Genomic DNA, 22,088 nt, shown 5'->3' on the forward strand with positions numbered 1-22,088 from the left:
GCCGGCCCGCGTATCGCGGACCGGCCATCGACGTGCTGCGCGTGCGTGCTAGGTGATCGGCACCGTGACGCTCACCGGGGTGAGTCCGCCGTGTCCGTCGTCGAGCATCACGATGAACGTGTCGGACTGATCGGCGGCCGACGCCCCCGCGGCGGTGGCGGCCGCCCGTGCCGCGGCCGTCGGGGTGTAGGAGAAGGAACCGGTCGCCGAGTCGAGGATGACCGTGCCCTTGCCCGTGCTGCCCGGTCCGGTGTAGGTCAGGGTGTCGCCGTTGGCATCGCTGCCGGTGACGGCCCCGTTGACCACGCCGGTCGGGTTGTTGTTGTTGAGCACCTTGACGTTGTCGATGCTCAGCTTGGCTCCGGCGGCCAGGCCCTGGGTCGCATCCCATGTTCCGGCGACGAACACGAACCGGTAGTTGCCTGCGGTGTTCACCAGATAATTGACCACCGTCACCGGTTGCACCGTCGAGGCATTGGCGCCCGTGGCGTTGAGCATGATCTCGGTCCGGCCGGTGTCGACATCGACGATGTAGCCCACGACATCGAAGGCGTCCGCGCCCCCGCTGGCCTCCCAGTCGAACTGCACCGTGGCCCCGGCGTAGATCGCCAGCGGATTGTTCGACACCACGACGGGTCCGTGCACGACACCGCCGCTACCGGTTGGGGTGTTGGTGACGCCGTTCAGGTTCGATTGCATGACTGCCCGGCCATTGGTGACCGTCGTGGTGTAGGTGCCGGTGCCGCCGGTGGATTCGATACCACCGTCGGGTGCCCGGGTCGGGTCGACCGGAGTGGGCCACCCGGCGACGGTTCCGGCGCCGCCGAGTTTGACCCGGTCGTTGATGGCCGTCCAGCCCGTCAGGGAGTTCGAGAAGTCGCCGTTGGGGAAGGTGTTGATGCTCGCCGTTCCCGTCGGTGCGGTATTGCTCGGGCTGATGGCGACGCTGACCGGCACCACGAGCGTGCCACCGTGGCCGTCGCTGATCGTCACGTTGAAGGTGTCGTTGAGCGCCGACGCCGGGGCGTTGGTGGCTGCGGCGTTGTGCCGGGCCGCCGCGGTGGGCGTGTAGCTGAACGTGCCCGTCGTCGTGTTGACCGTGACCGTTCCGCCGAGCGCGGTCGTGGTCGATCCCGAGAACACCGGGGTGTCCTGATCGGCGTCGGTGACGATGATCGACCCGGTGACGCTGCCATTCGATGCGTTCGGGGTGTTGACGTTCACCGCCGCCGTCGGCGTGCTGTTGGCCGGGTCGACATCCACCAGGATGGTGACGACCATGGTGCCGCCGTGGCCGTCGTCGACCGTCAGGTCGAAGGTGTCCTTGCCGGCCGATGCCGGAGCGCCGGTGGCTGCGGCGGCGTGGCGGATGGCGGTGGTGGGGGTGTAGGTGAAGGCGCCGGTGGTGGGGTCGACGGTGACGGTGCCGCCCTTGGTGCTGGTGAGCGGTCCGGTGATGACGGGGGTGTCGTTGTCGTTGTCGGTGATGTTGAGGGTGCCGGTGACGGTTCCTTGTGCGCCGCTGGGGTTTCCGATGGTGGCGCTGACGGTGGGTGCGGTGTTGGTCGGGTCGATGTCGACGGTGACCGCGAGGGTGGTGGTGCCGCCGTGGCCGTCGTCGACGGTGATGGTGAACGTGTCGGTGCGGTCGGCGCCGGTGGCTGCGGCGGCGTGGCGGATGGCGGTGGTGGGGGTGTAGGTGAAGGCGCCGGTGGTGGGGTCGACGGTGACGGTGCCGCCCTTGGTGCTGGTGAGCGGTCCGGTGATGACGGGGGTGTCGTTGTCGTTGTCGGTGATGTTGAGGGTGCCGGTGACGGTTCCTTGTGCGCCGCTGGGGTTTCCGATGGTGGCGCTGACGGTGGGTGCGGTGTTGGTCGGGTCGATGTCGACGGTGACCGCGAGGGTGGTGGTGCCGCCGTGGCCGTCGTCGACGGTGATGGTGAACGTGTCGGTGCGGTCGGCGCCGGTGGCTGCGGCGGCGTGGCGGATGGCGGTGGTGGGGGTGTAGGTGAAGGCGCCGGTGGCGGGGTCGACGGTGACAGTGCCGCCCTTGACACTCTGCGTCGGCGCCGTGATGACGGTGGCGTCATTGTCACTGTCGGTGACGGTGACGGTCCCGCTGACCGAGCCACCTGGCCCACTGGGGTTGCCGACCGACGTCGACACCGATGGTGCGGTGTTCGACCCGCTGACCTGCACGGTCACCGGCACCTCGATGGTGCCACCGTGGCCGTCGCTGACGGTGATGGTGAAGGTGTCGGTCTGATCGGCCGCGGTGGCGCCGTTGGCCGCGGCGGCATGCCGGACCGCAGCCGACGGTGTGTAGACGTAGGTTCCGGTGGACGGATCGATCGTCACCGTTCCGCCCTTCGTGCTCAGCGCCGGTGCGCTGTAGCTGGGGACGTCGTTGTCCGGGTCGACGATGCTGACCGTCCCGGTGACCGTTCCCGCGGGGCCGCTCGGTGATCCGACCGTCGCGCTGCCCGATGTGGGCCCGGTGTTGGTCGCGCTCAGTGCGATCACCACCACCACCGATGTCGTGCCGCCGTGGCCATCGCTGACCGTGGCGGTGAACGAATCCACCAGATCGGACGCGGAGGCGCCAAGGGCCGCGGCAGCATGGCGCGCAGCAGCGGTGGGCGTGTAGACGAATGCGCCGGTGGCCGCGTCGATGGTGACGGTGCCGCCCTTGGTGCTCAGCGTCGACCCACCGAAGACGGTGGTGTCACCGTCGGAATCGGAACCGGTGATGGAACCGGTCGCCGTGCCCGTCGTGTGGCTCAGACCGGTCACGGTGGCGCCGGCCACCGGTGCGGTGTTCGCGGCGACGATTGACACGCTGACCGGCACTTCGACGGTGCCGCCGTGTCCGTCGCTGACGGTGATGGTGAAGGTGTCGGTCTGGTCGGCGGTGGTGGCGCCGGTGGCTGCGGCGGCGTGACGGATGGCGGCGGTGGGGGTGTAGGTGTACGCACCGGTGGTCGCATCGATGGTGACGGTGCCGCCCTTGACGCTCGTGGCCGGGCCGGAGTAGCGCGGGGTGTCGCCGTCGGCATCGGTGGCGCCGCCGACGCTGCCGGAGACCACGCCGGAGCCGCCGTTGACATTGGTCACCGTCGGGGTGCCTGCGGTCGGGTTGGTGTTGAACGACGAGATGCCCACGGTCACCGGTACTTCGATGGTGCCGCCGTGTCCGTCGCTGACGGTGATGGTGAAGGTGTCGGTCTGGTCGGCGGTGGTGGCGCCGGTGGCTGCGGCGGCATGTCGGATGGCGGCGGTGGGGGTGTAGGTGTACGCACCGGTGGTGGGGTCGACGGTGACGGTGCCACCCTTGGTGCTCGACGTCGGCCCGGTGAAGCGCGGGGTGTCACCATCGGCGTCGGTGACCGAGACCGCACCGGTGACGGCACCGTTGGTCGGATTGGTGATGGTGGTTCCGGGCGCTCCGACAGTGGGATTCGCGTTGTTGGGAAGGATGTTCAGACTCACCGGAACCGTGAAGGTGTTGTATCCGTCGGTGACGGTCACCGAGAAGGTGTCCAGCTTGTCGGCGGCGCTGGCCCCGTCGGCGGCTGCGGCGTGGCGGGCCTCCTCGGTGGGGGTGTAGGTGAAGGCGCCGGTCGTCGGGTCGATGGTGACGGTGCCACGGGTCGGGGCACCGGCGCCCAGCGTGTAGGTCAGGGTGCCGTTGGCGGGGTTGTTGACCGTGACGGATCCGGAGGTGCTCCCCGTGGTGGGGTCCGAACCGTTTGCCGTATAACCGTTTCCGGCGGAGCTGGGCAGGATGGGGTTGACGTGGACAACGATGGTGGTCTGGCGGGGGCCGAGCCAGCCCAGCAGCCCGAACAGTCCGCGGAAGTGGATCGGTGTGCCGATGTTGTCGTCGACGATCACGCTGAACTGGTCGTTGCCGCCGAGTGCCGCGGTCTGTGCGTTGGGGGTGTAGCTGAAGTTGCCGTTGGCGTCGACGGTGACCACACCGTTCTTGGGCTGGCCGGCGACCGTGTAGACCGGTGCCGCGTCGTCGTAGTCGACGGCGTTCAGCGACCCGGTGATGGTGCCGTCGGCGGCTTGTCCGAGGACGATCGGATTCACGGTGGCGCGCTGGTTGTTCCAGGTGTACTGGAAGGTGCGGACGGCGTTCCAGAGTGACACCAGGGGCTCCGGCATCGCGATGGCGGGCAGCGGAAGCCGGTTGGCCAACCAGCCGAGGCCGACCCAGTGCATGGCGTCACTGATCATGCTGCCCAGCGTCACCTGGGCCGATTGGCGTCCCGCGGTGGGCAGCGGTGCGCCGGTGAGCGACACGTTGACGATGGTGTCCAGAGAGCTGTCGTTGGCGAAGAGGTCGAGCAGGCCCGCCCGGTGCGGTGCGTTGCCCGGCTTGTCGTCGATGGTGACGGTGAAGGTGTCAAAGAGCGCGTTCGTCCCGGCCGTCGGGGTGTAGATGTAGTTGCCGTTCGCGTCGATGGTGACGGTCCCGTGCGCTGGTCCGGCGCTGACCGTGTAGGTGATGTTCGTGTCGTCGTAGTCGGTGCCGTTGAGGCTGCCGGTGATGGTGCCGTTGGCGCCGGGACCCGATGTGGTGGGCGCGGCGGTGGGCCGCTGATTGTTCAAGGTGTAGTTGATGTTTCGCACGAACAGCCACAGTGATTCGACGAACATTCCGACCGGGCTCGGTGGGACCGGCAGGTTTGCCGAGAGTGAGCCGAGACCGATCCAGTGCATGATGTCGGTGAAGATGCTCTGCAGCGTCACATCCGTCGCCTGCCGGATGACCGTCGGTGCGGCGGTCGCGACCGCAGTGGTGGACGCGCCGGAGGTGGTGACCGCCGCCGCCGATCGCAGGGCGATCGGGGCCGCGGTGGTGGTGGCAGAACTCTGCGGTTGGGTAAGGCCGCCGCCGGTGGACTGCCCGGACACCCGCGGGGTCGCGGTGTTCTCGACCACTGCAGGACTCGTCGTGGTGGGTGACGCGTCCGGAGTGCTCTGCGTGTGTCCCGCACCGCTGGTGCCCGTGTCGGGAACCTCGATGGTGGGCTGAACCGTGGGCGGAGTGGATTCGCCACTGCCGGAATCACTGTCGGAACCACTCCCGCCGGAGCTCACCTCGGTGTCGTCGGTGACGTCGGGTTCGGTCAGCTCACCGTCGGACGGGTCCTGCTCGGCAGGCTCGTTGTCCCCGGCGTCGGAGATCCCGGTGTCGTCGTCGGTGTCGTCGGCGTCATCGAAGCCGTCGAGTTCGGTCGCAGAGTCCCTGCCGTTCGGTTGTTTCGGGGATTCCGGCTCTGTCGAGGATCCGGTGGCCGAGCTCTCCGACGCCGAGCTCCTGGAGTCGTTGCGATCGTCATTCGCGGAGGACTCACCCGCCGACGAAGACGACGAAGATGACGAAGACGCACCGGAATCCGACGTGTCGGCCGCCGCGACGGCCGGAGCGGCGAACGCGCTGGCCCCCAACGCAAATGCGACGGCGCCCACGCGCAGCCACCGGGCGAAGGACTCGTAATCCAGCCCGGTTCCTGCGTGCCGATGGATGAGGTCATGGCGTGAGATGTCGGCGCGTTCTTTCTTCATGGGATCCCCCCGGGTCTGTGATGTCTCGGTGTGTGGTGCTGAACAGAGAAGCTGAGGGAGCTGAGGGCGTTGAGGCGGGCACCGAACGGGGTGCTGAGTGCGACGGTTTCCTGAGTTTTACCTGAGAATCTTGCTCAGGTGTCGAAAGTTAGCACATCAAATTCCGTCTGTTCAACGGTTGATCTAATAAATATTCTGTGAGGAGACTTAATGTCCGATATGCGTAGTAGTCGAATCGAAAATGCAACGGCCACAACTGGTTTAGGCGCCCACCTGGTCAATTACGAGGCGGACATGGTGTGGCATCAAGCGGCACAGGATGCATTGTTTATTGCGTGATAAATAGCGTGATTGCCCGCTATTCAGCGGACCCAGTTCGGCAATTCGATATGACCGCGGCATGCGCGTATATCCGAGAGGGTCGGTGTGATCGGTCGATCGGCGACCGCGAGGCGCATTGGCGCGTCGAGGATGGGTCGCCGGCAGGGCCCGCCGATGAGGGCTGTATGTGACGTCGATGGCCGATCGCCGCGATCGTCCGGTCAGGGGCGCGGCGCATGCCGACGTTGCTATGGGAGCGCCGTGATGGGCCCGCGTTCCCTTCCCTTGGGGGTGGCGCGTTCGACTGCTTCCGGCCGCGACACGGATGGTTTGGCGTGGAGCATGCCCGCATGACGCTTGCTGGCGGCGGCGAGGCGACCGCGAAAAGCGTTACGAGTCATGGGCGTAAGGGTATAACGCGCGCGTCAATTAAATAGCGTTTGGAAAAATTTTCCACGCCCGTCGGCGTCGGATTGTCCGTGTCCAGGGGCAGAATTTCCCCGGGCGGTGAAAATCAGCAACGTTCGCGACGGTGTTCACGCCGCTCAGGTGCTGGGCGCTGCCCGACGGCCCCAAACCGCCTCGGGTGAGCCCGTTGTGGCCGCCCGACCAGCGCATGTCGATAGTTGCTTTACAACATCGCGTGCGGCTGTGGAAGGCCGGGGCGTGCGACAGCCGCTTCGCGTGCACCGCGACGTGTTGATTCAGCAACAACCCGGGCGGTGCCGACGGCGACCGACCGTCGGTGAAAATATTTCACGGGCGGTGACCGAAGCGCGGGCCGCTCCTGTTGCCAGCTGCTATTCGGCTCCCGCCGCCGACAGCTCACCCGGGGTGGGGATGACCGGGGCCGGCGCCACCAACGGCAGGCATACCGCGAACCGGGTGTCACCGGGCTTGGACTGCACCGAGATATTCCCACCGTGCTTTTCGACCACGATGCGCCAGGCCAGGTCCAGCCCGAGGCCGGTGCCCTCGCCGAAAGGTTTGGTGGTGAAGAACGGGGTGAAGATGCGGTCGATGACATCCTCGGGGATGCCGGGACCGTCATCACAGATCTCGACGCGGATCATCTGGTCGTTCTCGCGGCTGGTCCGGATGGTCAAGGTGCCGTGGCCACCCATCGCCTGGATCGCGTTGTCGATGATGTTGGTCCACACCTGGTTCAGGTCGCCGGGATAGCACTGCAGTTCGGGCAGCGTCTTGTCCATGTCCTTGACGATCGTCACCGGACGATCCTTGCCAGGTCCGCCGATCTTGTCGCCGAACATCATCACGGTGCTGCGGATCAGTTCGTGTACATCGGCGCTGCCGTAGGAACCACGATCCATCTGCGAGTACTGCTTGGCTCCCGCCAGCAGCGCCGAGATGCGCTTGCTCGCCTCGGCGATCTCGTTCATCCGCAGCTCGTTGTCGATGGTGTACTTCAGCCAGCCGATGGCACCCTGCAGCGAGGCGGTGGAATCCAGATCGTCGACCAGTGCCGACACCCGCTCCAACCAGTCGGTGTCCAAACCCGCCTCGACGAACGTCGGAGCGTAATCCCAGGCACCGGCGATACCGTGATCCTCGAGCCAGTCACCGAGTTCGTCCTCGCGATCGGAGGCTTCCAGGGCGGTGAGTTCCAGGTCCTTGTTCTTGGCGACCTGTTCGGCGACCTGATCCTGGATGTTGACCAGGGCGCGCAGCGATTCGGGGCTGAACTTCGCCTCGGCGACCATGGCGAGTTTGTGGCGCATGTGACCGACGCTTTCGCGAAGGTCGGATACCGCGCGCGCGGTGGCGGCCGCCGGATTGTTCAGCTGGTGGGTCAGCCCCGCGGTGATCGTGCCCAGTGCCAGCAGCTTCTCGCGCTGCCCGATGATCTGGCTCTGTCGGCGGCCGCCGACGAGCTGACCTTCCATCAGGTGTACGGCCATCGGGAACTGCGCGCGCATGAACTCCGCGAACGCCCGCGCCTCCAGCACGAACACCCGAGACTCGGACACCAGGCGTACTGAGGCCTGGTAGAGCTGCTCCTCACCGGGGATGTAGGCAGACCAGGCACCAAAATAGACGCCACGTTGCGAGGTCCGGTTGGTTTGGATGTCGACGCCGCCGGAGCGCTTCGACATGATCAGTTCGCCGTCGATCAGCACATAGAAGCACGTCGCCTGGTCGCCCTCCTGCACGATCGGGCCGGCCGGGAACGTCTCGATGGAGCCCGCCTGGCACAGCGTGTCGAGCTGCTCGTCGGTCAGATGCTCGAACAGGAACAGCGTCCGCAGTTCGTCGCGCACACACGTCTCGCCCATATGTCTCAAGCCCCTCTACGCCTCAGCCAGGTACCGGTGCACGAACATCACCGCCATCGATCCTTCGCCGACGGCCGCGGCAACCCGCTTGGCGGATTCCGAACGCACATCTCCTGCAACAAACACACCGGGCACACTTGTTTCCAGGTGGTGCGGAGGGCGGTCCAGGCTCCAGCCACACACGTCGCGCAGATCGGGGCCGGCCAGGATGAAACCGCGGTCGTCGCGGGCCACCACCCCGTCGAGCCAATCGGTGCGCGGTGTGGCGCCGATGAAACAGCACAGCCGGTTGGCCGGCACATCCTCGGTCTCACCGGACTTGCGGTCGGCCAGTGTGAGCCCGACGAGGTGGTCATCGGCGGCAGTCGTGCCGACCACCTCCGTGCAGGTGCGGACCTCGATCTTGTCGTTGGCCTCGATCTGCTGAATCAGGTAGTAGGACATCGATGCCTCCAGTGAGGGCCCCCGCACCAGCATGGTCACCCGCTTGGCGGTCCTGGACATGAACATCGCCGCCTGGCCTGCCGAATTGGCGCCACCGACGATGTAGACCTCCTCGCCGGCACATTCGGCGGCATCGGACACCGAGGCGCCGTAGTAGACGCCGCGCCCGATCAAGTTGGACTCCTCGGCCGCCGAGCAGCCCGTCACGGCGAGCTCGCGGTAGTCGACACCGGTGGCAAGGATGACCGCCCGCGCACCGATGGTGCGCCGGCCCTCGCCGTCGCCGGAATCGTCATCGGAGAAGGTGATCGTGCGCGCCGTCCCGATCTCGCCGGCTTGCAGGTGCAGGGCCTGGCGGGTGGTGATGACCTCGGCGCCGAAGCGCTCGGCCTGCCGACGCGCCGTGGTGGTCAGATCGACTCCGGAGATCCCGTTCTCGAAGCCGAGGTAATTCTCGATCCGGGAGCTGCGGCTGGCCTGACCTCCGGTCATCGCACGCTCGATCAGGACGGTGTTGAGGCCCTCGGATGCGCCGTAGACCGCGGCGGCCAGCCCGGCCGGCCCGCCGCCGATGACCGCCAGGTCATACATCTCCAGGGACGGGTTGGTGGAAAGGCCGAGCATGGTGGCCAGCTCGGTGTCGGTGGGCTCGACCATCGGCTTGCCGTCCTCGGTGATCACCACCGGCAGCCGTTTGCCGTCCAGCCCGGCCGCCTCGAGCAATTGGCGGCCCTTGGGTTCCTCGGCGGTGAACGCCTTGAACGGATAACCGTTGCGGGCCAGGAACTGACGCACATCCCAGGACCGCGGATTCCACTGGTGGCCGATCACCTTGGTGTACGGGATGGCGTGATCGCCCGCGGCATGCCAGGACTCGAGCAGTCCGTCGATCACCGGGTAGAGCTTCTCCTGGGGCGGATCCCACGGCTTGAGCAGGTAATGGTCGAGGTCGACGACGTTGATGGCGTCGATGGCGGCCGTCGTATCGGCATACGCGGTGAGCAAGACCCGACGTGCCATCGGGTACAGGTCCATCGCGGCCTCGAGGAACTCGATACCGCTCATCTGCGGCATCCGGTAGTCGGCCACGAACACGGCGACCGTGTCACCGCGCAGCTTCAGCTCGTGCAGCGTGTCCAGGGCATCGGGACCGGATTCGGCGCGCACGATCCGATATCGCTCCCCATAGTGGCGGCGCAGATCGCGTGCCACGGCGCGGGACACGGCCGGATCGTCGTCCACGGACAGGATCACGGGCTTGCGGGGTTGGCGCTCGGCGTCAGGCATCACTGATGATTATGCGCTGACCGTCCACTTCTTATCCCAGCCTGATCGCTGACGGCGAACGTCGCGCATCGTCGGCCTAGACTGCCGCGTGTGACGGCCCTTGAGTACTCCGATTCCATCCACCTCGCCCTGGACGCGGAGGCGACCTACGAGCTGGTCTCCGATATCACCCGGATGGGCCAGTGGAGTCCGGTGTGCAAGGAGTGTTGGTGGGACAACCCGGCAGCCGGTGCGGTGGCCGGGGCGTGGTTCACCGGGCGCAATGTGCTGCCCGAGCGCACCTGGGAGACCCGCAGCCAGGTCGTCGCGGCCGCGCCGGGTCGCGAGTTCGCGTGGGAGGTCAACGATGGTTGGGTCCGGTGGGGCTTCACGATGGAGCCGGCCGGCGAGGGCACCACGTTGACCCAGTACTGGAGGTTCTTGCCCAAGGGCATCGAGGGATTCCGGGAGCGCTTCGGCGCCGACGCGGACGCGCAGATCGCGACGCGCTCGGAATTGGCGCTCAGCGGGATCCCGCAGACCCTGGCGGCCATCAAGGCCACCGCCGAGGCACAGTCGGCATAGCCAGCTCAGCCAGCTCAGCCAGCTCAGCCAGCTCAGCCGGCTCAGCGCGGGCGGGCCACCAGGACCGGCACCCGCGCAGCCTGGACGACGGCATTGCTGACCGAGCCCAGCAGCACCGAGGCCACCGCGCCGTGGCCGTGACTGCCCACGACGACCAGCTGTGCCGCCGTCGAGTGTTCGACGAGCCGCGCGGCGGGACGGTCGGGAACCACGATGCGGTCCACGTCCACGTGCGGATATCGGTTCTGCCAGGGGGCGAGCATTTCGCGCAGTTGCCGGTCGACCTCGGGGCGCAATGTCTCCCAGTCGAAACCCGGCATCTCGAATGCGCCGGGGGACCACCAGGAGTGCAGGACGTCCAGGCCCACACCGCGTCGGGACGCCTCCTCGAAAGCCAGGGCCGTGGCCGACTCCGATGCCTGCGATCCGTCGAAGCCGAGCAAGACCCGCGCCGCGGGTGCCGGTAGACCGTCGTCATCACGGATCACCACCACCGGGCAGTGGGCTCGATGGAGCAGTCCCGTGCTGACGCTGCCCAGTAGGTGACGCGAAAGCGCACCCCTGCCGCGGCTTCCCGTGACGACCATGCCCGCCGTGCGGGACGCGTCGACCAATGCGGCGGTGGGTGTCGCAACGACCAGATCGGTGGTCACCGTGGTGTCGGTGAGGGTGCGGACCGAGTTGGCGGTCTCCTCGAGCAGATCGCGCCCGAGCTGCATCTGCCAGTCCAGGTAGTCCGCAGGCGCAGGTACCGCGGGCCAGGCGCCGACCGGCATGGTGTTGGCGTGCAACAGCACCAGCGGGATGCCCCGCAACCCCGCCTCGTTGGCCGCCCACTGCACGGCGATCCGAGCAGACGGTGAATCATCGACTCCGACAACGATGTTGGCGATGTCAACCGGCTCGGTCATCTGTGTTCCTTTCACCGAGGAGGTGGTCCCCGGTAGCTCTGGGCCCGATCAACGCCAGGGCCGGCCGCCCAGGGTGCGGATGCCGGGCGGCAGCGGCGAGATGCTCGACCGTTCGGGCCATCCCGTGGGTGACATCGTCCGCCTCAGGGAACGTATCGCAGTCGGCGGTCAGCCCGAAGAACAGATCCGGACCGTAGGTGAGCAGCATGACGGCGACCTGGCCCGGCGGGGGGACCGGTGGAACACCCACCATCGCCACGATCGGTCGGCCCAGCATGTCCCCGGGACGACGAGGACCCGTGACGTTCGTCATCGCCACCAGAAGATCGTCCCGGGGCGGGGCGGTCACCATCGTGAACGCCCGCCGTGCCAGCTCGACGGGCAGCAGCGCCGGGGAGGGCACCGACCAGGGGGACCGGTGTCGCGCGTCGGCCTTGAAATCGGCCACCGTGCGATGCACGTTCTGTAGCTGCCGCAGCACATCCGGCTCTTCGACCGGTAGCGCTCGTCGTAGGACCGGTATCCGCCGGCTCATCCTGGCCGCCGCTGCGACCGCCCTTGCCGACAGCGGCTGCCTGGTGTGCACGGAGATCCGCCGCGGATCCCGACCCCGGTGTCTCAGCGCGGACCGCAGACCGTTGGTGACCGCCGTCAGTGCCAGTTCGTTGAGCGTGACGTCGAAGGTCCGGCAGACCGATTCCGCGTCGGCCAGTGCCACCTGGACGGCGCTGAAGCTGGTCGGTCGGCCCGGCGCACGGGTGCTCGGGTGGGGCGCACCGACCGGGCCCGGCACGGCACCGTCCGTACTGAGCCCGGCAAGGACGTCCGTGACGGTGCCTGCATCGGCGATATCGTGGCGCGCAGCCAGCAGCACGGCCCAGCGGTCATCGCTCAGAGCGGCCACGGCCCAGCACCGCCACTGCGGACCGGGTTTCGGGCAGGGACGGATGGCCTGCGTGACGAATGCGAACAGGGCGTCGTCATCACCGGGTGCGGCCAGCTCGGCCGCAAGGAGGTCGACGGACCTACCGAGACGCTGGTCCAGCGCCGCTGCCAGCTCGTCGTGAGCGGGCATCGGGCCGGTCATGATGGCGATGACGCCGACGTAGGGCACCAGTTCGGGATCTGAATGCGCACCATCGTGGGAGTCGGAGTGTGCGGCGCCGGGGTGATTCACACCTCGACTATCCGATGCGGAAAGGTCCCTGCGACAGGGCCGTAGGTCCTCGATGTGATCCGTGGCGGGGCCGGAGACCGAGCGCCGGCGTTCGGGGCGCCGCAGTGGGCGCGTCGAGCTGCAATTTCGCTGATTTTGGGGTACGGCGCGGTGCGGGTAGTATGGATCGACGGTGCGGCCTGCGCACCGACTCTTTGCGTGCCTCGTCTGAGAACCATAACGATTTCGGGTCCGGCTCACGTCATGTAGTCGGTGTATCGGTCGTGCCGGGGCGTAGAGATACGAAAACGAAGACAAGGATCGCTAAGACAGTATGGCCAAGAAAGACGGTGCCATCGAGGTCGAGGGCCGCGTGGTCGAGCCTCTGCCCAATGCGATGTTCCGCATTGAGCTGGAGAACGGACACAAGGTTCTGGCCCACATCAGCGGCAAGATGCGGCAGCACTACATCCGCATCCTGCCCGAGGACCGCGTCGTGGTGGAGCTCTCTCCCTATGACCTGTCCCGGGGCCGCATCGTGTACCGGTACAAGTAACTGCCCACCATCAAGACCATCCGAGAGAACAGGATCGCGAAGCCGTGAAGGTGAACCCGAGCGTCAAGCCGATCTGCGACAAGTGCAGGGTGATCCGCCGGCATCGGCGAGTCATGGTGATCTGCTCCGACCCCCGCCACAAGCAGCGTCAGGGCTAGGTCTCTTCCCGAGGCCGACCGGCACCACCCATAACTGAATGCAGACATCCCAGTACCACTGAGCAGATTGGCTGCTCACCACGTCCGGCACGGAGGCCGGACCCCGAACGGGGAACGGACTGGGAACAGACCTCCGCAACGAAAAGGAACACTGCCTGATGGCACGTCTCATGGGCGTTGATCTCCCGCGCGACAAGCGCATGGAGATCGCGCTGACCTACATCTACGGCGTTGGCCGTACCCGCTCCCAGGAGATCCTGGACGCCACCGGCATCAGCCGGGACCTGCGCACCAAGGACCTGACCGATGATCAGGTCTCGCAGCTGCGCGATTACATCGAAGGCAACCTCAAGGTCGAGGGTGACCTCCGTCGCGAGGTGCAGGCCGACATCCGTCGCAAGATCGAGATCGGCTGCTACCAGGGCCTGCGCCACCGTCGTGGCCTGCCCGTGCGCGGTCAGCGCACCAAGACCAATGCGCGCACCCGTAAGGGCCCCAAGCGCACCATCGCCGGCAAGAAGAAGGCCAGGTAATCCCGGATGGCACAGGCTAAGAAGGGCGGCACCGCCGCCAAGAAGGGTCAGAAGACCCGTCGTAGGGAAAAGAAGAACGTCCCGCACGGCGCTGCTCACATCAAGAGCACCTTCAACAACACCATCGTCTCGATCACCGATCCCCAGGGCAACGTCATCGCCTGGGCATCCTCGGGTCACGTCGGGTTCAAGGGTTCGCGTAAGTCGACCCCGTTCGCCGCGCAGCTGGCCGCCGAGAACGCCGCCCGCAAGGCGCAGGAGCACGGTGTCAAGAAGGTCGACGTGTTCGTGAAGGGCCCGGGCTCGGGCCGCGAGACCGCGATCCGTTCCCTGCAGGCCGCCGGCCTCGAGGTCGGCGCGATTTCCGATGTCACTCCGCAGCCGCACAACGGCTGCCGTCCGCCCAAGCGGCGCCGGGTCTAGGGAGGATCTAGAAAATGGCTCGTTATACCGGACCCGCAACCCGCAAGTCGCGCCGCCTCGGCGTCGACCTGGTCGGCGGCGATCAGTCGTTCGAGAAGCGTCCCTACCCGCCCGGTCAGCATGGCCGCGCGCGGATCAAGGAGAGCGAATACCGCACCCAGCTGCAGGAGAAGCAGAAGGCTCGCTTCACCTACGGCGTCATGGAGAAGCAGTTCCGCAAGTACTACGAAGAGGCCAACCGGCAGACCGGCAAGACCGGCGAGAACCTGCTCCAGATCCTGGAGAGCCGGCTGGACAATGTCATCTACCGGGCCGGCCTGGCCCGCACCCGTCGGATGGCGCGTCAGCTCGTCAGCCACGGCCACTTCCTGGTCAACGGCGTGAAGGTGAACATCCCGAGCTACCGGGTGTCGCAGTACGACATCATCGACATCAAGGACAAGTCGATCAACACGCTGCCGTTCGAGGCCGCGCGTCAGGCCGCGGGCGAGCGCCCGGTCCCGTCCTGGCTGCAGGTCGTCGGCGAGCGTCAGCGCATCCTGGTCCACCAGCTCCCCGAGCGGGCGCAGATCCAGGTGCCGCTCACCGAGCAGCTCATCGTCGAGTTCTACTCGAAGTAATCAGGTAAGGGTCCCAGGCCGCCAACATCCAGGAGGCCTGGGACCGCCCAGACGGCATCAAATAGCGGGTGCCGAGAAGGAGATGGAAAACAATGCTGATCTCACAGCGACCCACACTGTCCGAAGAGTCGTTGGCCGAGAACCGGTCCCGGTTCACCATCGAACCGCTGGAGCCCGGCTTCGGTTACACCCTCGGCAACTCGTTGCGGCGCACGCTGCTGTCGTCCATCCCGGGCGCAGCGGTCACCAGCATCCGCATCGACGGTGTGTTGCACGAGTTCACCACCGTCCCCGGGGTGAAGGAAGACGTCACCGACATCATCCTGAACCTCAAGGGTCTCGTCGTGTCCTCCGAAGAGGACGAGCCGGTCACCATGTACCTGCGCAAGCAGGGCCCGGGTGCGGTCACCGCCGGTGACATCGTCCCGCCCGCGGGTGTGACCGTGCACAACCCGGATCTGCACATCGCGGCGCTGAACGACAAGGGCAAGCTCGAGGTCGAGCTCGTCGTCGAGCGGGGCCGTGGCTACGTGCCGGCCGTGCAGAACAAGGCCTCCGGTGCCGAGATCGGCCGCATTCCGGTCGACTCGATCTACTCGCCGGTGCTGAAGGTGACCTACAAGGTGGAGGCCACCCGCGTCGAGCAGCGCACCGACTTCGACAAGCTCATTCTCGATGTCGAGACCAAGAACTCGATCAGCCCGCGTGACGCCCTGGCGTCCGCAGGCAAGACCCTGGTCGAGCTGTTCGGTCTGGCCCGCGAGCTCAACGAGGCGGCCGAGGGCATCGAGATCGGCCCGTCGCCGGCCGAGGCCGATCACATCGCCAGCTTCGCGCTGCCGATCGATGATCTGGACCTGACCGTCCGCTCGTACAACTGCCTGAAGCGCGAGGGTGTGCACACCGTCGGTGAGCTCGTCTCGCGTACCGAGTCGGACCTGCTCGACATCCGTAACTTCGGGCAGAAGTCCATCGACGAGGTGAAGATCAAGCTGCATCAGCTCGGTCTGTCGCTCAAGGATTCGCCCGCCACCTTCGATCCGTCCGAGGTGGCCGGCTACGACGTGGCCACCGGAACCTGGACCGGCGACACCGGCTATGACCTGGACACCGACCAGGACTTCGCCGAGACCGAGCAGCTCTAACACTTTCAATTCAGTTCCGTCCCGGCCCTACCTGATACGGGGGCCGGCCCCACAAGGAGATAGTCGCAATGCCCAAACCCACCAAGGGTCCCCGTCTCGGCGGGTCGTCCTCGCACCAGAAGGCGCTGCTGGCCAACCTGGCCACCGCGTTGTTCGAGCACGGCCGGATCAAGACCACCGAGCCGAAGGCCCGGGCGTTGCGTCCGTACGCCGAGAAGCTGATCACCCACGCCAAGAAGGGTGAACTGCACAACCGGCGCGAGGTCATGAAGAAGATCCGCGACAAGGATGTGGTGCACACCCTGTTCGCCGAGATCGGTCCGTTCTTCGCCGACCGCAACGGTGGTTACACCCGCATCATCAAGATCGAGAACCGCAAGGGCGACAACGCCCCCATGGCGGTCATCGAGCTGGTGCGGGAGAAGACGGTGACCTCGGAGGCCAACCGCGCCCGTCGTGCCGACGCCGCGCAGAAGGTCGCGGCAGCCGCCGCACCGCAGGCGGCTGTCGAGCCGGAGGCCACCGAGGGCCCGGCCGCTGACGACGCCGTGACCGAGGAGACCGCCGACGCCGAGGCCACCGAGGCCCCCGCCGAGGAGTCCGCCGAGGTCGAGGCTGCGGCCGAGGATGCGAAGTCTGACGACAAGTAGTCACGCTGTGAACGAACCCGCCACCTCCACAGGTGGCGGGTTTGTTCGTCTGCGGCTCGATATCGCCTACGACGGTACCGATTTCGCTGGCTGGGCCACCCAGGCCGGGCAGCGCACCGTCGCCGGTGTGCTCGAAGACGCGCTGTCCACGGTGTTCCGCACACCGGTGGTGCTGCGCGCCGCTGGCCGCACCGATGCCGGCGTGCATGCCACCGGCCAGGTGACCCATGTCGATATCCCCGATGACGCGCTGGCACAGGCATTTCCGCGCAGTCCGCGCCCTGCAGGCGAGCCGGAGTTTCTTCCGCTGACGCGACGGCTCGGCCGTTTCGTCCCTGAGGAGATCCGGGTGCTGCGCATCGAGAGGGCGCCGCAGGGATTCGACGCGCGGTTCTCGGCGCTGCGCAGGCACTACGCGTATCGCCTGGGCACGGCACCGTACGGTGTGCTGCCCCAACAGGCGCGCTTTGTCACACCGTGGCCGCGACCGCTGGATGTCGAGGCCATGATGGCCGCGTCGCGACATCTGGTGGGGCTGCACGATTTCGCCGCCTTCTGTCGGCATCGCGAGGGCGCCACCACGATTCGGGACCTGCAGCGGCTGGACTGGGAGTGCTCCGGTGACATCATCACCGCCCACGTGACGGCCGACGCCTTCTGCTGGTCGATGGTCCGTTCGTTGGTCGGTGCATTGCTGGCCGTCGGGGAGGGGCGGCGGGATCCAGATTGGTGTGCGGGGCTGCTGGATTCGACGACGCGCTCCAGCGATTTCGCGGCTGCCCCGGCGCGGGGACTGACCCTGGTCGGGGTGGACTATCCGCCCGATGACGAACTCGCCGCCCGAATCCAGATCACCCGGGATCTGCGCACGCTCTAGTCGAGCTCGCCGAGACTCCGGGTTGTGGCGAACGAGCGGCTGGATTGCGCCAGAAAGCGTCGTCTTGACGCAGAAGCTCAGATCCGTGGCGCGACGAAATCGGCTGCCTGGGTGACCATCCCGGCCTTGATGTACGCCGGCGCCAGATGGTCGGCCCAGTAGTCCTGCCAGTTCTCCGGATCGGTCGGATTGCAGATCGGATCGTCACCATGGCACAGCTCGATGGTGCGTTCCTTGTAGATCGGATTGAAGTTTGAGATGGGACCCACCCAGGCAATACCGTTGCCGAACAGCGCGATGGCGGCCACTTTCTGATCGAGGCCCGGCGGTAGCGGGTTCTTGAAGCCGAAGAAGCCGAACGGCACCGCCAGCACCACATCGGTGACCGCGGCGCCCAGTGAATAGCCACCGAGCACCAGTCGGGTATCGGGGCAGGACGAGGCCATGTACTGGACGCGCGCGCTCATGTCGTTCGCGCCGATGTCGATCTGGGTGTCGGCGGGGTACTTGACCGCATAGAGGGCGACGTTCTTACCGGTCTTGGAACGCAACGATGCAACGAGCGCGTTGCCTATCTGACCCGCGCCGGGGGACTCCATGCGCCCGCGGGCGAAGATCAACTCGGCGTCCGGGCAGTTCGCCGCCGAGGCGACGGGCAGCATCGGTGCGGTCATCGTCGGTATGGCCACGGTGGCCAGCGCCAGGAGCGCGGCAACGGTGAGCACGGTGAAACGGCGGACCGGACCCCTCGGCGTCAAGATCACCGTGCCGATTGTAGCGGCGGTTTTTGACGCTGGTGTAGCCGAAGCAGGCCGATCAGCGCACGCGCGCGGCCGCGAAGTCGGCGGCCTGGTTGATCAGATCCGAACCGATGTAGGCGTCCTGCCAGTGGTTCGGCCACACGTTCTGCAGATCCTCGAAGCCCGTGGGCAGGGAGTCGCCGCAGACCGGGTCGGTCGGGACACACACGTTGATGGTTCGGTCGCGGTAGGGCGGACCGATCTCGTTGCCCACCATCCGCCGGGTGATGTTTGCGACCAGCACGACGGCCGCCACATGGCCGGACATCTCCGGCGGCAACGGTCGGTCGAAACCGAGTCCGGATTGCGTCGCGGACAGGGCCAGCGCCGCGGAGGCGGCGCCGAGGGAGTATCCACCGATGATCAGCCTGGTGTTCGGACAGGCTCCGGCCATGTACTGGATCCGGTCGCTGATGTCATTGGCGCCCACCGGAACCTCGAAATCGGCGGGATAGTTCACGGCGTAGACGCCGACGGGTTGCGGTAGCCGGGCATTGAGGGCGCCGACGAGCGCGTCACCGATGCGGCCGATGCCGGCAGGCTCGCCACGCCCGCGCGCGAAGATCAGCTCGACGGGAGCGCACGGTTCGGCCGATGCAGTGGGCAACTGACCGGCAGGGGCCACCGCGATGGAGGCGACAAGGCCGCCGGCGGCGGCCGCTGCCGCGGCTACGGTCGCGATGAATCTGCGCGCGCGGTGCTTTGCTGAAAGCGTTCGGCTGGACACCAGACGAGTGTACGGGGCCGGTTCAGAGCAGCCCGGCGACGAAGGTGGCCGCCTGATCGGCGGGGGCACCGTCGTAAGCGCGGTGGGCCGCCACGTCATCGCCACTGGTGCAGACCGGATCGCCGGGATTGCATAGGTCTATCGCCCGAGGCCCCCACACCGGGCTCACCGTCAGCGGCAGGCCGACCTTCGCCGACGGGTTGCCGAACACGGCCAGCGCCGCGACGTGTTCGGGGGTGTTCGGCGGAAGCGGGGCGGTGAAACCGATGGCGGGTACCGGTACCGCGGCGATGACGTCGATGACCCCTGCGCCCTGGGAGTACCCGCCGAGCACCAGCCGGGTGGTCGGGCAGTTGTTGATCATCCATTGGATGTGGGCACTGGCGTCGTTGGCGCCGGTGGCGGCGGCCAAGAAGTCGTAGCTGGCCGGATAGTTCACCGCATAGGTGCCCACCGACCTGCCGCCGACCTTGCCGCGTAGCGACTCCACGAAGGCCGCGCCGATGCGGCCCAGACCGGGATCCTCGTTCGTGCCGCGGGCGAACACGACCTCGATATCGGGGCAGGATTCGGCGGAGGCGGGTGTCGCCGGTGTCAGGAGCAGCGAGCCGATGGCCGCGGTGGCGGCGGCGAGCAGTGCCGAGCGGCGGCGAACAAGATCAAAGCGCACGCCACATGGTAACGCGAAGACGGCCAGAGCAAGCCTGGAGTCAGACCCGGCCCGCGATGAAACCGGCTGCCTGCGGGATGAATCCGGAGGATTCGTATCGGGTGTGCGCAAATGGGTTGCGGCCACCGGAGCAGATCGGGTCACCGTCGGCGCACAGGTCGATACCCCGGCCGCTGAACGGGGGCCCGGCGGCACTGACCGGATAACCGAACTTGGCACCCGCATTACCGAATGCGGCGATGGCGGCCACATTGCCGGCCAAGTTGGAGGCCAGCGGGGGAGCCGAACCGATATCGCCGATGCGGTCACCTACCGGAGGAAGCCCCACCAGCATGTTGACGATGGCGGCACCCTGGGAGTACCCACCGAGCACGACGCGGGTGTTCGGGCAGGCGTCGGCGAGGTAGGCGATCCGCGCGCTGGCATCGAATGCGCCGTCGGCGGCGCGCAGGAAATCGTAGGTCGCGGGGTAGTTGACACCGTAGGTGCTCAGCGTGCGGCCACCGAGCTGCGGGCGCAACGCGTTCTCCAGAGCAAACCCGACCCGGCCGATGCCCGGCGGCTCGCTGGTGCCGCGAGCGAAGATCAGTTCGACGTCCGAGCACGCCGGTTCGGCCGAGGCGACCGGCGCCGGAGCCGCCAGCACGGCCAAGGTGGAGACCATCGCCGAGCCCACTGCGGCCCACCGGACCGCCAACTTGCGCAACTTCACAAGCCCATCTTCACATCTGATGGTCAGGTATGAGCAATCGGTCGTTCGGCAGGCGGCGGCACGTCCTGCCAATTGGCCTGGGCCACCTGGTCGGAACGGTCCCCGTGGCGGGCCAGCGCCAGGCCCATCAACACCACCGCGCCGCCGACGGCCTGGGTCAGTGAGATCGATTCGCCGAGCACTACCCAGGCGATGAGCACGGCGAACAGGACCTCGGACAGGCCCACCAACGAGGCGAACCGGGGCTGCAGCCGGGCGATGCCCATGATGCCGAGGGTGTAGGCGATCGCCGTCGGGATGAGTGCCAGGGCGATCACCGGGACGTACCAGGGCAGGGTGAGACCGGCGACGACGGTATCGGCGGCGGTGAAGCGCAGCGGCATCACGCCGCTCGCGCCGAGTCCGGCCACCGCGAGGGCGCCGATGACGAGACCGGCGGCGGCCAGGGTAACCGGGCTCAGGCCGGTGCCGTCGGAGCTGGCCTTCTCCGACATCATGAAGTAGCACGCGGCGCAGATCGCCGCGGCCAGGCCCCAGACCACCCCGGTCGAGTTGATGTGGGCGCCGGCGAAGACGTCGAGGACCAGCACGATGCCGGCAACTGCCAGTGCCGCACCGGCGAGGGTCAGCGCGGCGGGTCGACGCCGCGTGGTGGCCCATAACCAGCCGACCACCAGGATCGGCGCGGTGTACTCCAGCAGCAGCGCCACGCCGACCGAAAGGTGTGAGACGGCGTTGTAGTAGCAGAGCTGGGCGCCGGCGATCGGGATCAGGCCGTACGCGATGACGGTGGTGCGATGCCGCAGGGCCTCGCGGACCCAGCCGGGCCGGTAGTAGGTAGCGAACACGGCCATCGCCAGTGCACCACCGGCCAGGCGGGCTGTCACGGCCGCCGTCGGGGTCCAACCGGCCTCCATCAGTGCCTTGGCGAGCGGGCCGGACATGCCGAAGGTGAAGGCCGAGGTGATTGCGAAGACCAGACCGACCCGAAACCTGGTCGTCGCGCGCGCGTTGATCATCGTCATGGAGCACTCCGGACTGTAATGAGTAAAATGGAAGTTGCTCATGACAGTAACGGCGACGGGAGTCACGCGTCAAATGATTTTTACTCATGACACGGAACTCACACTCCGGGCTGCCTGCGTGCTGATCAACAGTGATCGCGTCGACGGCGACGAGCTGGCCGATCTGGCCGGATTGGAGGCCTATCTCGCCGAGTTCGGCTGGACCGGCCGCCGTGACCGTGACGGTGAGGAGCTGGCCGCCGTGCACCGCTTGCGCGAACGACTCGGCAGGCTCTGGGAGGGCGCCGACGACGAGGAGCGCACGGTCGGCCAGGTCAACGCTCTGCTGGCCGACACCCAGGCCTCGCCGTGGTTGACCCGGCACGCCGAGATGCCGGAGTGGCATCTGCATCTGGCCTCCGTCCGGGATCCGCTGGCCCAGCGGATGGGTGCGGAGATGGCGATGGCGTTGGCGGACCTGATCCGTGGTGGCGAGCTGCGCCGGCTCAAGGTGTGCGCGGCACCGGACTGTACGGCGGCGCTGTTCGACGTCTCCCGCAACCGGTCGAAGATCTTCTGCGACACCGGAAACTGCGGTAATCGTCAGCATGTTGCCGCTTATCGGGAAAGGCGTGGCCGGCACGGGTAGCGTCGATCCG

General features: G+C 67.1%; 20 protein-coding genes. 10 read left to right on the plus strand and 10 right to left on the minus strand.

What is annotated here, in order from left to right:
• Positions 1–48 precede the first annotated feature (48 nt).
• The 3 genes from PGN27_RS19730 to PGN27_RS19740 form a co-directional block, all read right to left on the minus strand.
• Complete coding sequence (locus tag PGN27_RS19730) at positions 49–5,577, minus strand: beta strand repeat-containing protein (protein WP_335327626.1); 5,529 nt, start codon at positions 5,575–5,577, stop codon at positions 49–51.
• A 1,121-nt stretch (positions 5,578–6,698) separates the two neighbouring features.
• The gene (locus tag PGN27_RS19735) at positions 6,699–8,192 is read right to left on the minus strand and encodes a sensor histidine kinase (protein WP_335327627.1); all 1,494 of its coding nucleotides are present in this window, start codon (positions 8,190–8,192) and stop codon (positions 6,699–6,701) included.
• A 15-nt stretch (positions 8,193–8,207) separates the two neighbouring features.
• Entirely contained in the window at positions 8,208–9,923 is a 1,716-nt protein-coding gene (locus tag PGN27_RS19740) for an NAD(P)/FAD-dependent oxidoreductase (protein WP_335327628.1), read from the minus strand.
• Positions 9,924–10,013: 90 nt separating this feature from the next.
• Here PGN27_RS19740 and PGN27_RS19745 point away from each other — a divergent pair, with 90 nt between their 5' ends.
• The gene (locus PGN27_RS19745) at positions 10,014–10,487 is read left to right on the plus strand and encodes an SRPBCC family protein (RefSeq protein WP_335327629.1); all 474 of its coding nucleotides are present in this window, start codon (positions 10,014–10,016) and stop codon (positions 10,485–10,487) included.
• Between the two features lie 41 nt (positions 10,488–10,528).
• Here PGN27_RS19745 and PGN27_RS19750 read toward each other — a convergent pair whose 3' ends face one another.
• Both PGN27_RS19750 and PGN27_RS19755 read right to left on the minus strand, forming a co-directional pair.
• Positions 10,529–11,398, minus strand: coding sequence for a universal stress protein (locus PGN27_RS19750; protein WP_335327630.1), 870 nt, complete (start codon positions 11,396–11,398; stop codon positions 10,529–10,531).
• The gene (locus PGN27_RS19755; protein WP_335327631.1) at positions 11,382–12,575 is read right to left on the minus strand and encodes a WS/DGAT domain-containing protein; all 1,194 of its coding nucleotides are present in this window, start codon (positions 12,573–12,575) and stop codon (positions 11,382–11,384) included. The genes PGN27_RS19750 and PGN27_RS19755 overlap by 17 nt, the downstream gene beginning before the upstream one ends.
• Before the next feature lie 313 nt (positions 12,576–12,888).
• On the opposite strand from PGN27_RS19755, the gene infA reads away from it, so the two are divergent.
• From infA to truA, 8 genes are all read left to right on the plus strand, one after another.
• Positions 12,889–13,110 carry a translation initiation factor IF-1 gene (infA, locus tag PGN27_RS19760; protein WP_003418601.1) on the plus strand — a complete coding sequence of 74 codons (222 nt, stop codon included), beginning with the start codon at positions 12,889–12,891 and terminating at the stop codon, positions 13,108–13,110.
• Positions 13,111–13,154: 44 nt separating this feature from the next.
• Positions 13,155–13,268 (plus strand): 50S ribosomal protein L36, encoded by a 114-nt coding sequence (gene rpmJ, locus PGN27_RS19765; protein WP_079925868.1) that lies wholly within the window; start codon positions 13,155–13,157, stop codon positions 13,266–13,268.
• 158 nt (positions 13,269–13,426) lie between these two features.
• Complete coding sequence (rpsM, locus tag PGN27_RS19770) at positions 13,427–13,801, plus strand: 30S ribosomal protein S13 (RefSeq protein ID WP_019512359.1); 375 nt, start codon at positions 13,427–13,429, stop codon at positions 13,799–13,801.
• A 6-nt stretch (positions 13,802–13,807) separates the two neighbouring features.
• A complete protein-coding gene (gene rpsK, locus PGN27_RS19775) occupies positions 13,808–14,224 on the plus strand; it encodes a 30S ribosomal protein S11 (RefSeq protein ID WP_019512358.1) in 417 nt (138 codons plus the stop codon).
• Positions 14,225–14,238: 14 nt separating this feature from the next.
• Positions 14,239–14,844 carry a 30S ribosomal protein S4 gene (gene rpsD, locus PGN27_RS19780; protein WP_030134514.1) on the plus strand — a complete coding sequence of 202 codons (606 nt, stop codon included), beginning with the start codon at positions 14,239–14,241 and terminating at the stop codon, positions 14,842–14,844.
• A 68-nt stretch (positions 14,845–14,912) separates the two neighbouring features.
• Complete coding sequence (locus tag PGN27_RS19785) at positions 14,913–15,989, plus strand: DNA-directed RNA polymerase subunit alpha (RefSeq protein WP_335327632.1); 1,077 nt, start codon at positions 14,913–14,915, stop codon at positions 15,987–15,989.
• Positions 15,990–16,057: 68 nt separating this feature from the next.
• Positions 16,058–16,639, plus strand: a complete 582-nt coding sequence (gene rplQ, locus PGN27_RS19790; protein WP_335327633.1) for a 50S ribosomal protein L17 — start codon at positions 16,058–16,060, stop codon at positions 16,637–16,639.
• Positions 16,617–17,516 carry a tRNA pseudouridine(38-40) synthase TruA gene (gene truA / locus PGN27_RS19795; RefSeq protein WP_418888623.1) on the plus strand — a complete coding sequence of 300 codons (900 nt, stop codon included), beginning with the start codon at positions 16,617–16,619 and terminating at the stop codon, positions 17,514–17,516. The genes rplQ and truA overlap by 23 nt, the downstream gene beginning before the upstream one ends.
• Positions 17,517–17,593: 77 nt before the next feature.
• Here truA and PGN27_RS19800 read toward each other — a convergent pair whose 3' ends face one another.
• The 5 genes from PGN27_RS19800 to PGN27_RS19820 all read right to left on the minus strand — a co-directional run bounded on the left by PGN27_RS19800 (position 17,594) and on the right by PGN27_RS19820 (position 21,450).
• Positions 17,594–18,280, minus strand: coding sequence for a cutinase family protein (locus PGN27_RS19800; protein WP_418888624.1), 687 nt, complete (start codon positions 18,278–18,280; stop codon positions 17,594–17,596).
• Between the two features lie 52 nt (positions 18,281–18,332).
• The gene (locus PGN27_RS19805; protein WP_335327635.1) at positions 18,333–19,043 is read right to left on the minus strand and encodes a cutinase family protein; all 711 of its coding nucleotides are present in this window, start codon (positions 19,041–19,043) and stop codon (positions 18,333–18,335) included.
• Positions 19,044–19,065: 22 nt separating this feature from the next.
• Complete coding sequence (locus PGN27_RS19810; RefSeq protein WP_335327636.1) at positions 19,066–19,713, minus strand: cutinase family protein; 648 nt, start codon at positions 19,711–19,713, stop codon at positions 19,066–19,068.
• Between the two features lie 40 nt (positions 19,714–19,753).
• Entirely contained in the window at positions 19,754–20,377 is a 624-nt protein-coding gene (locus PGN27_RS19815) for a cutinase family protein (RefSeq protein WP_036460187.1), read from the minus strand.
• A gap of 71 nt (positions 20,378–20,448) precedes the next feature.
• Complete coding sequence (locus PGN27_RS19820; RefSeq protein WP_335327637.1) at positions 20,449–21,450, minus strand: EamA family transporter; 1,002 nt, start codon at positions 21,448–21,450, stop codon at positions 20,449–20,451.
• A 73-nt stretch (positions 21,451–21,523) separates the two neighbouring features.
• Between PGN27_RS19820 and PGN27_RS19825 the strand changes: the two genes are divergently transcribed.
• Entirely contained in the window at positions 21,524–22,078 is a 555-nt protein-coding gene (locus PGN27_RS19825; RefSeq protein ID WP_335327638.1) for a CGNR zinc finger domain-containing protein, read from the plus strand.
• Positions 22,079–22,088: the final 10 nt, after the last annotated feature.

This window comes from Mycolicibacterium neoaurum (assembly GCF_036946495.1).
Lineage (GTDB): Bacteria > Actinomycetota > Actinomycetes > Mycobacteriales > Mycobacteriaceae > Mycobacterium > Mycobacterium neoaurum_B.

What these genes read in the sequence shown, in the direction of transcription:
- PGN27_RS19820 (WP_335327637.1), bottom strand. Translation starts at nt 21,450, where the DNA reads ATGACGATGATCAACGCGCGCGCGACGACCAGGTTTCGGGTCGGTCTG.
- PGN27_RS19735 (WP_335327627.1), bottom strand. Translation starts at nt 8,192, where the DNA reads ATGGGCGAGACGTGTGTGCGCGACGAACTGCGGACGCTGTTCCTGTTC.
- rpsM (WP_019512359.1), top strand. Translation starts at nt 13,427, where the DNA reads ATGGCACGTCTCATGGGCGTTGATCTCCCGCGCGACAAGCGCATGGAG.
- PGN27_RS19730 (WP_335327626.1), bottom strand. Translation starts at nt 5,577, where the DNA reads ATGAAGAAAGAACGCGCCGACATCTCACGCCATGACCTCATCCATCGG.
- rpsK (WP_019512358.1), top strand. Translation starts at nt 13,808, where the DNA reads ATGGCACAGGCTAAGAAGGGCGGCACCGCCGCCAAGAAGGGTCAGAAG.
- rpsD (WP_030134514.1), top strand. Translation starts at nt 14,239, where the DNA reads ATGGCTCGTTATACCGGACCCGCAACCCGCAAGTCGCGCCGCCTCGGC.
- PGN27_RS19825 (WP_335327638.1), top strand. Translation starts at nt 21,524, where the DNA reads ATGATTTTTACTCATGACACGGAACTCACACTCCGGGCTGCCTGCGTG.
- truA (WP_418888623.1), top strand. Translation starts at nt 16,617, where the DNA reads ATGCGAAGTCTGACGACAAGTAGTCACGCTGTGAACGAACCCGCCACC.
- rplQ (WP_335327633.1), top strand. Translation starts at nt 16,058, where the DNA reads ATGCCCAAACCCACCAAGGGTCCCCGTCTCGGCGGGTCGTCCTCGCAC.
- PGN27_RS19815 (WP_036460187.1), bottom strand. Translation starts at nt 20,377, where the DNA reads ATGGTCTCCACCTTGGCCGTGCTGGCGGCTCCGGCGCCGGTCGCCTCG.
- PGN27_RS19750 (WP_335327630.1), bottom strand. Translation starts at nt 11,398, where the DNA reads ATGACCGAGCCGGTTGACATCGCCAACATCGTTGTCGGAGTCGATGAT.
- infA (WP_003418601.1), top strand. Translation starts at nt 12,889, where the DNA reads ATGGCCAAGAAAGACGGTGCCATCGAGGTCGAGGGCCGCGTGGTCGAG.
- PGN27_RS19740 (WP_335327628.1), bottom strand. Translation starts at nt 9,923, where the DNA reads ATGCCTGACGCCGAGCGCCAACCCCGCAAGCCCGTGATCCTGTCCGTG.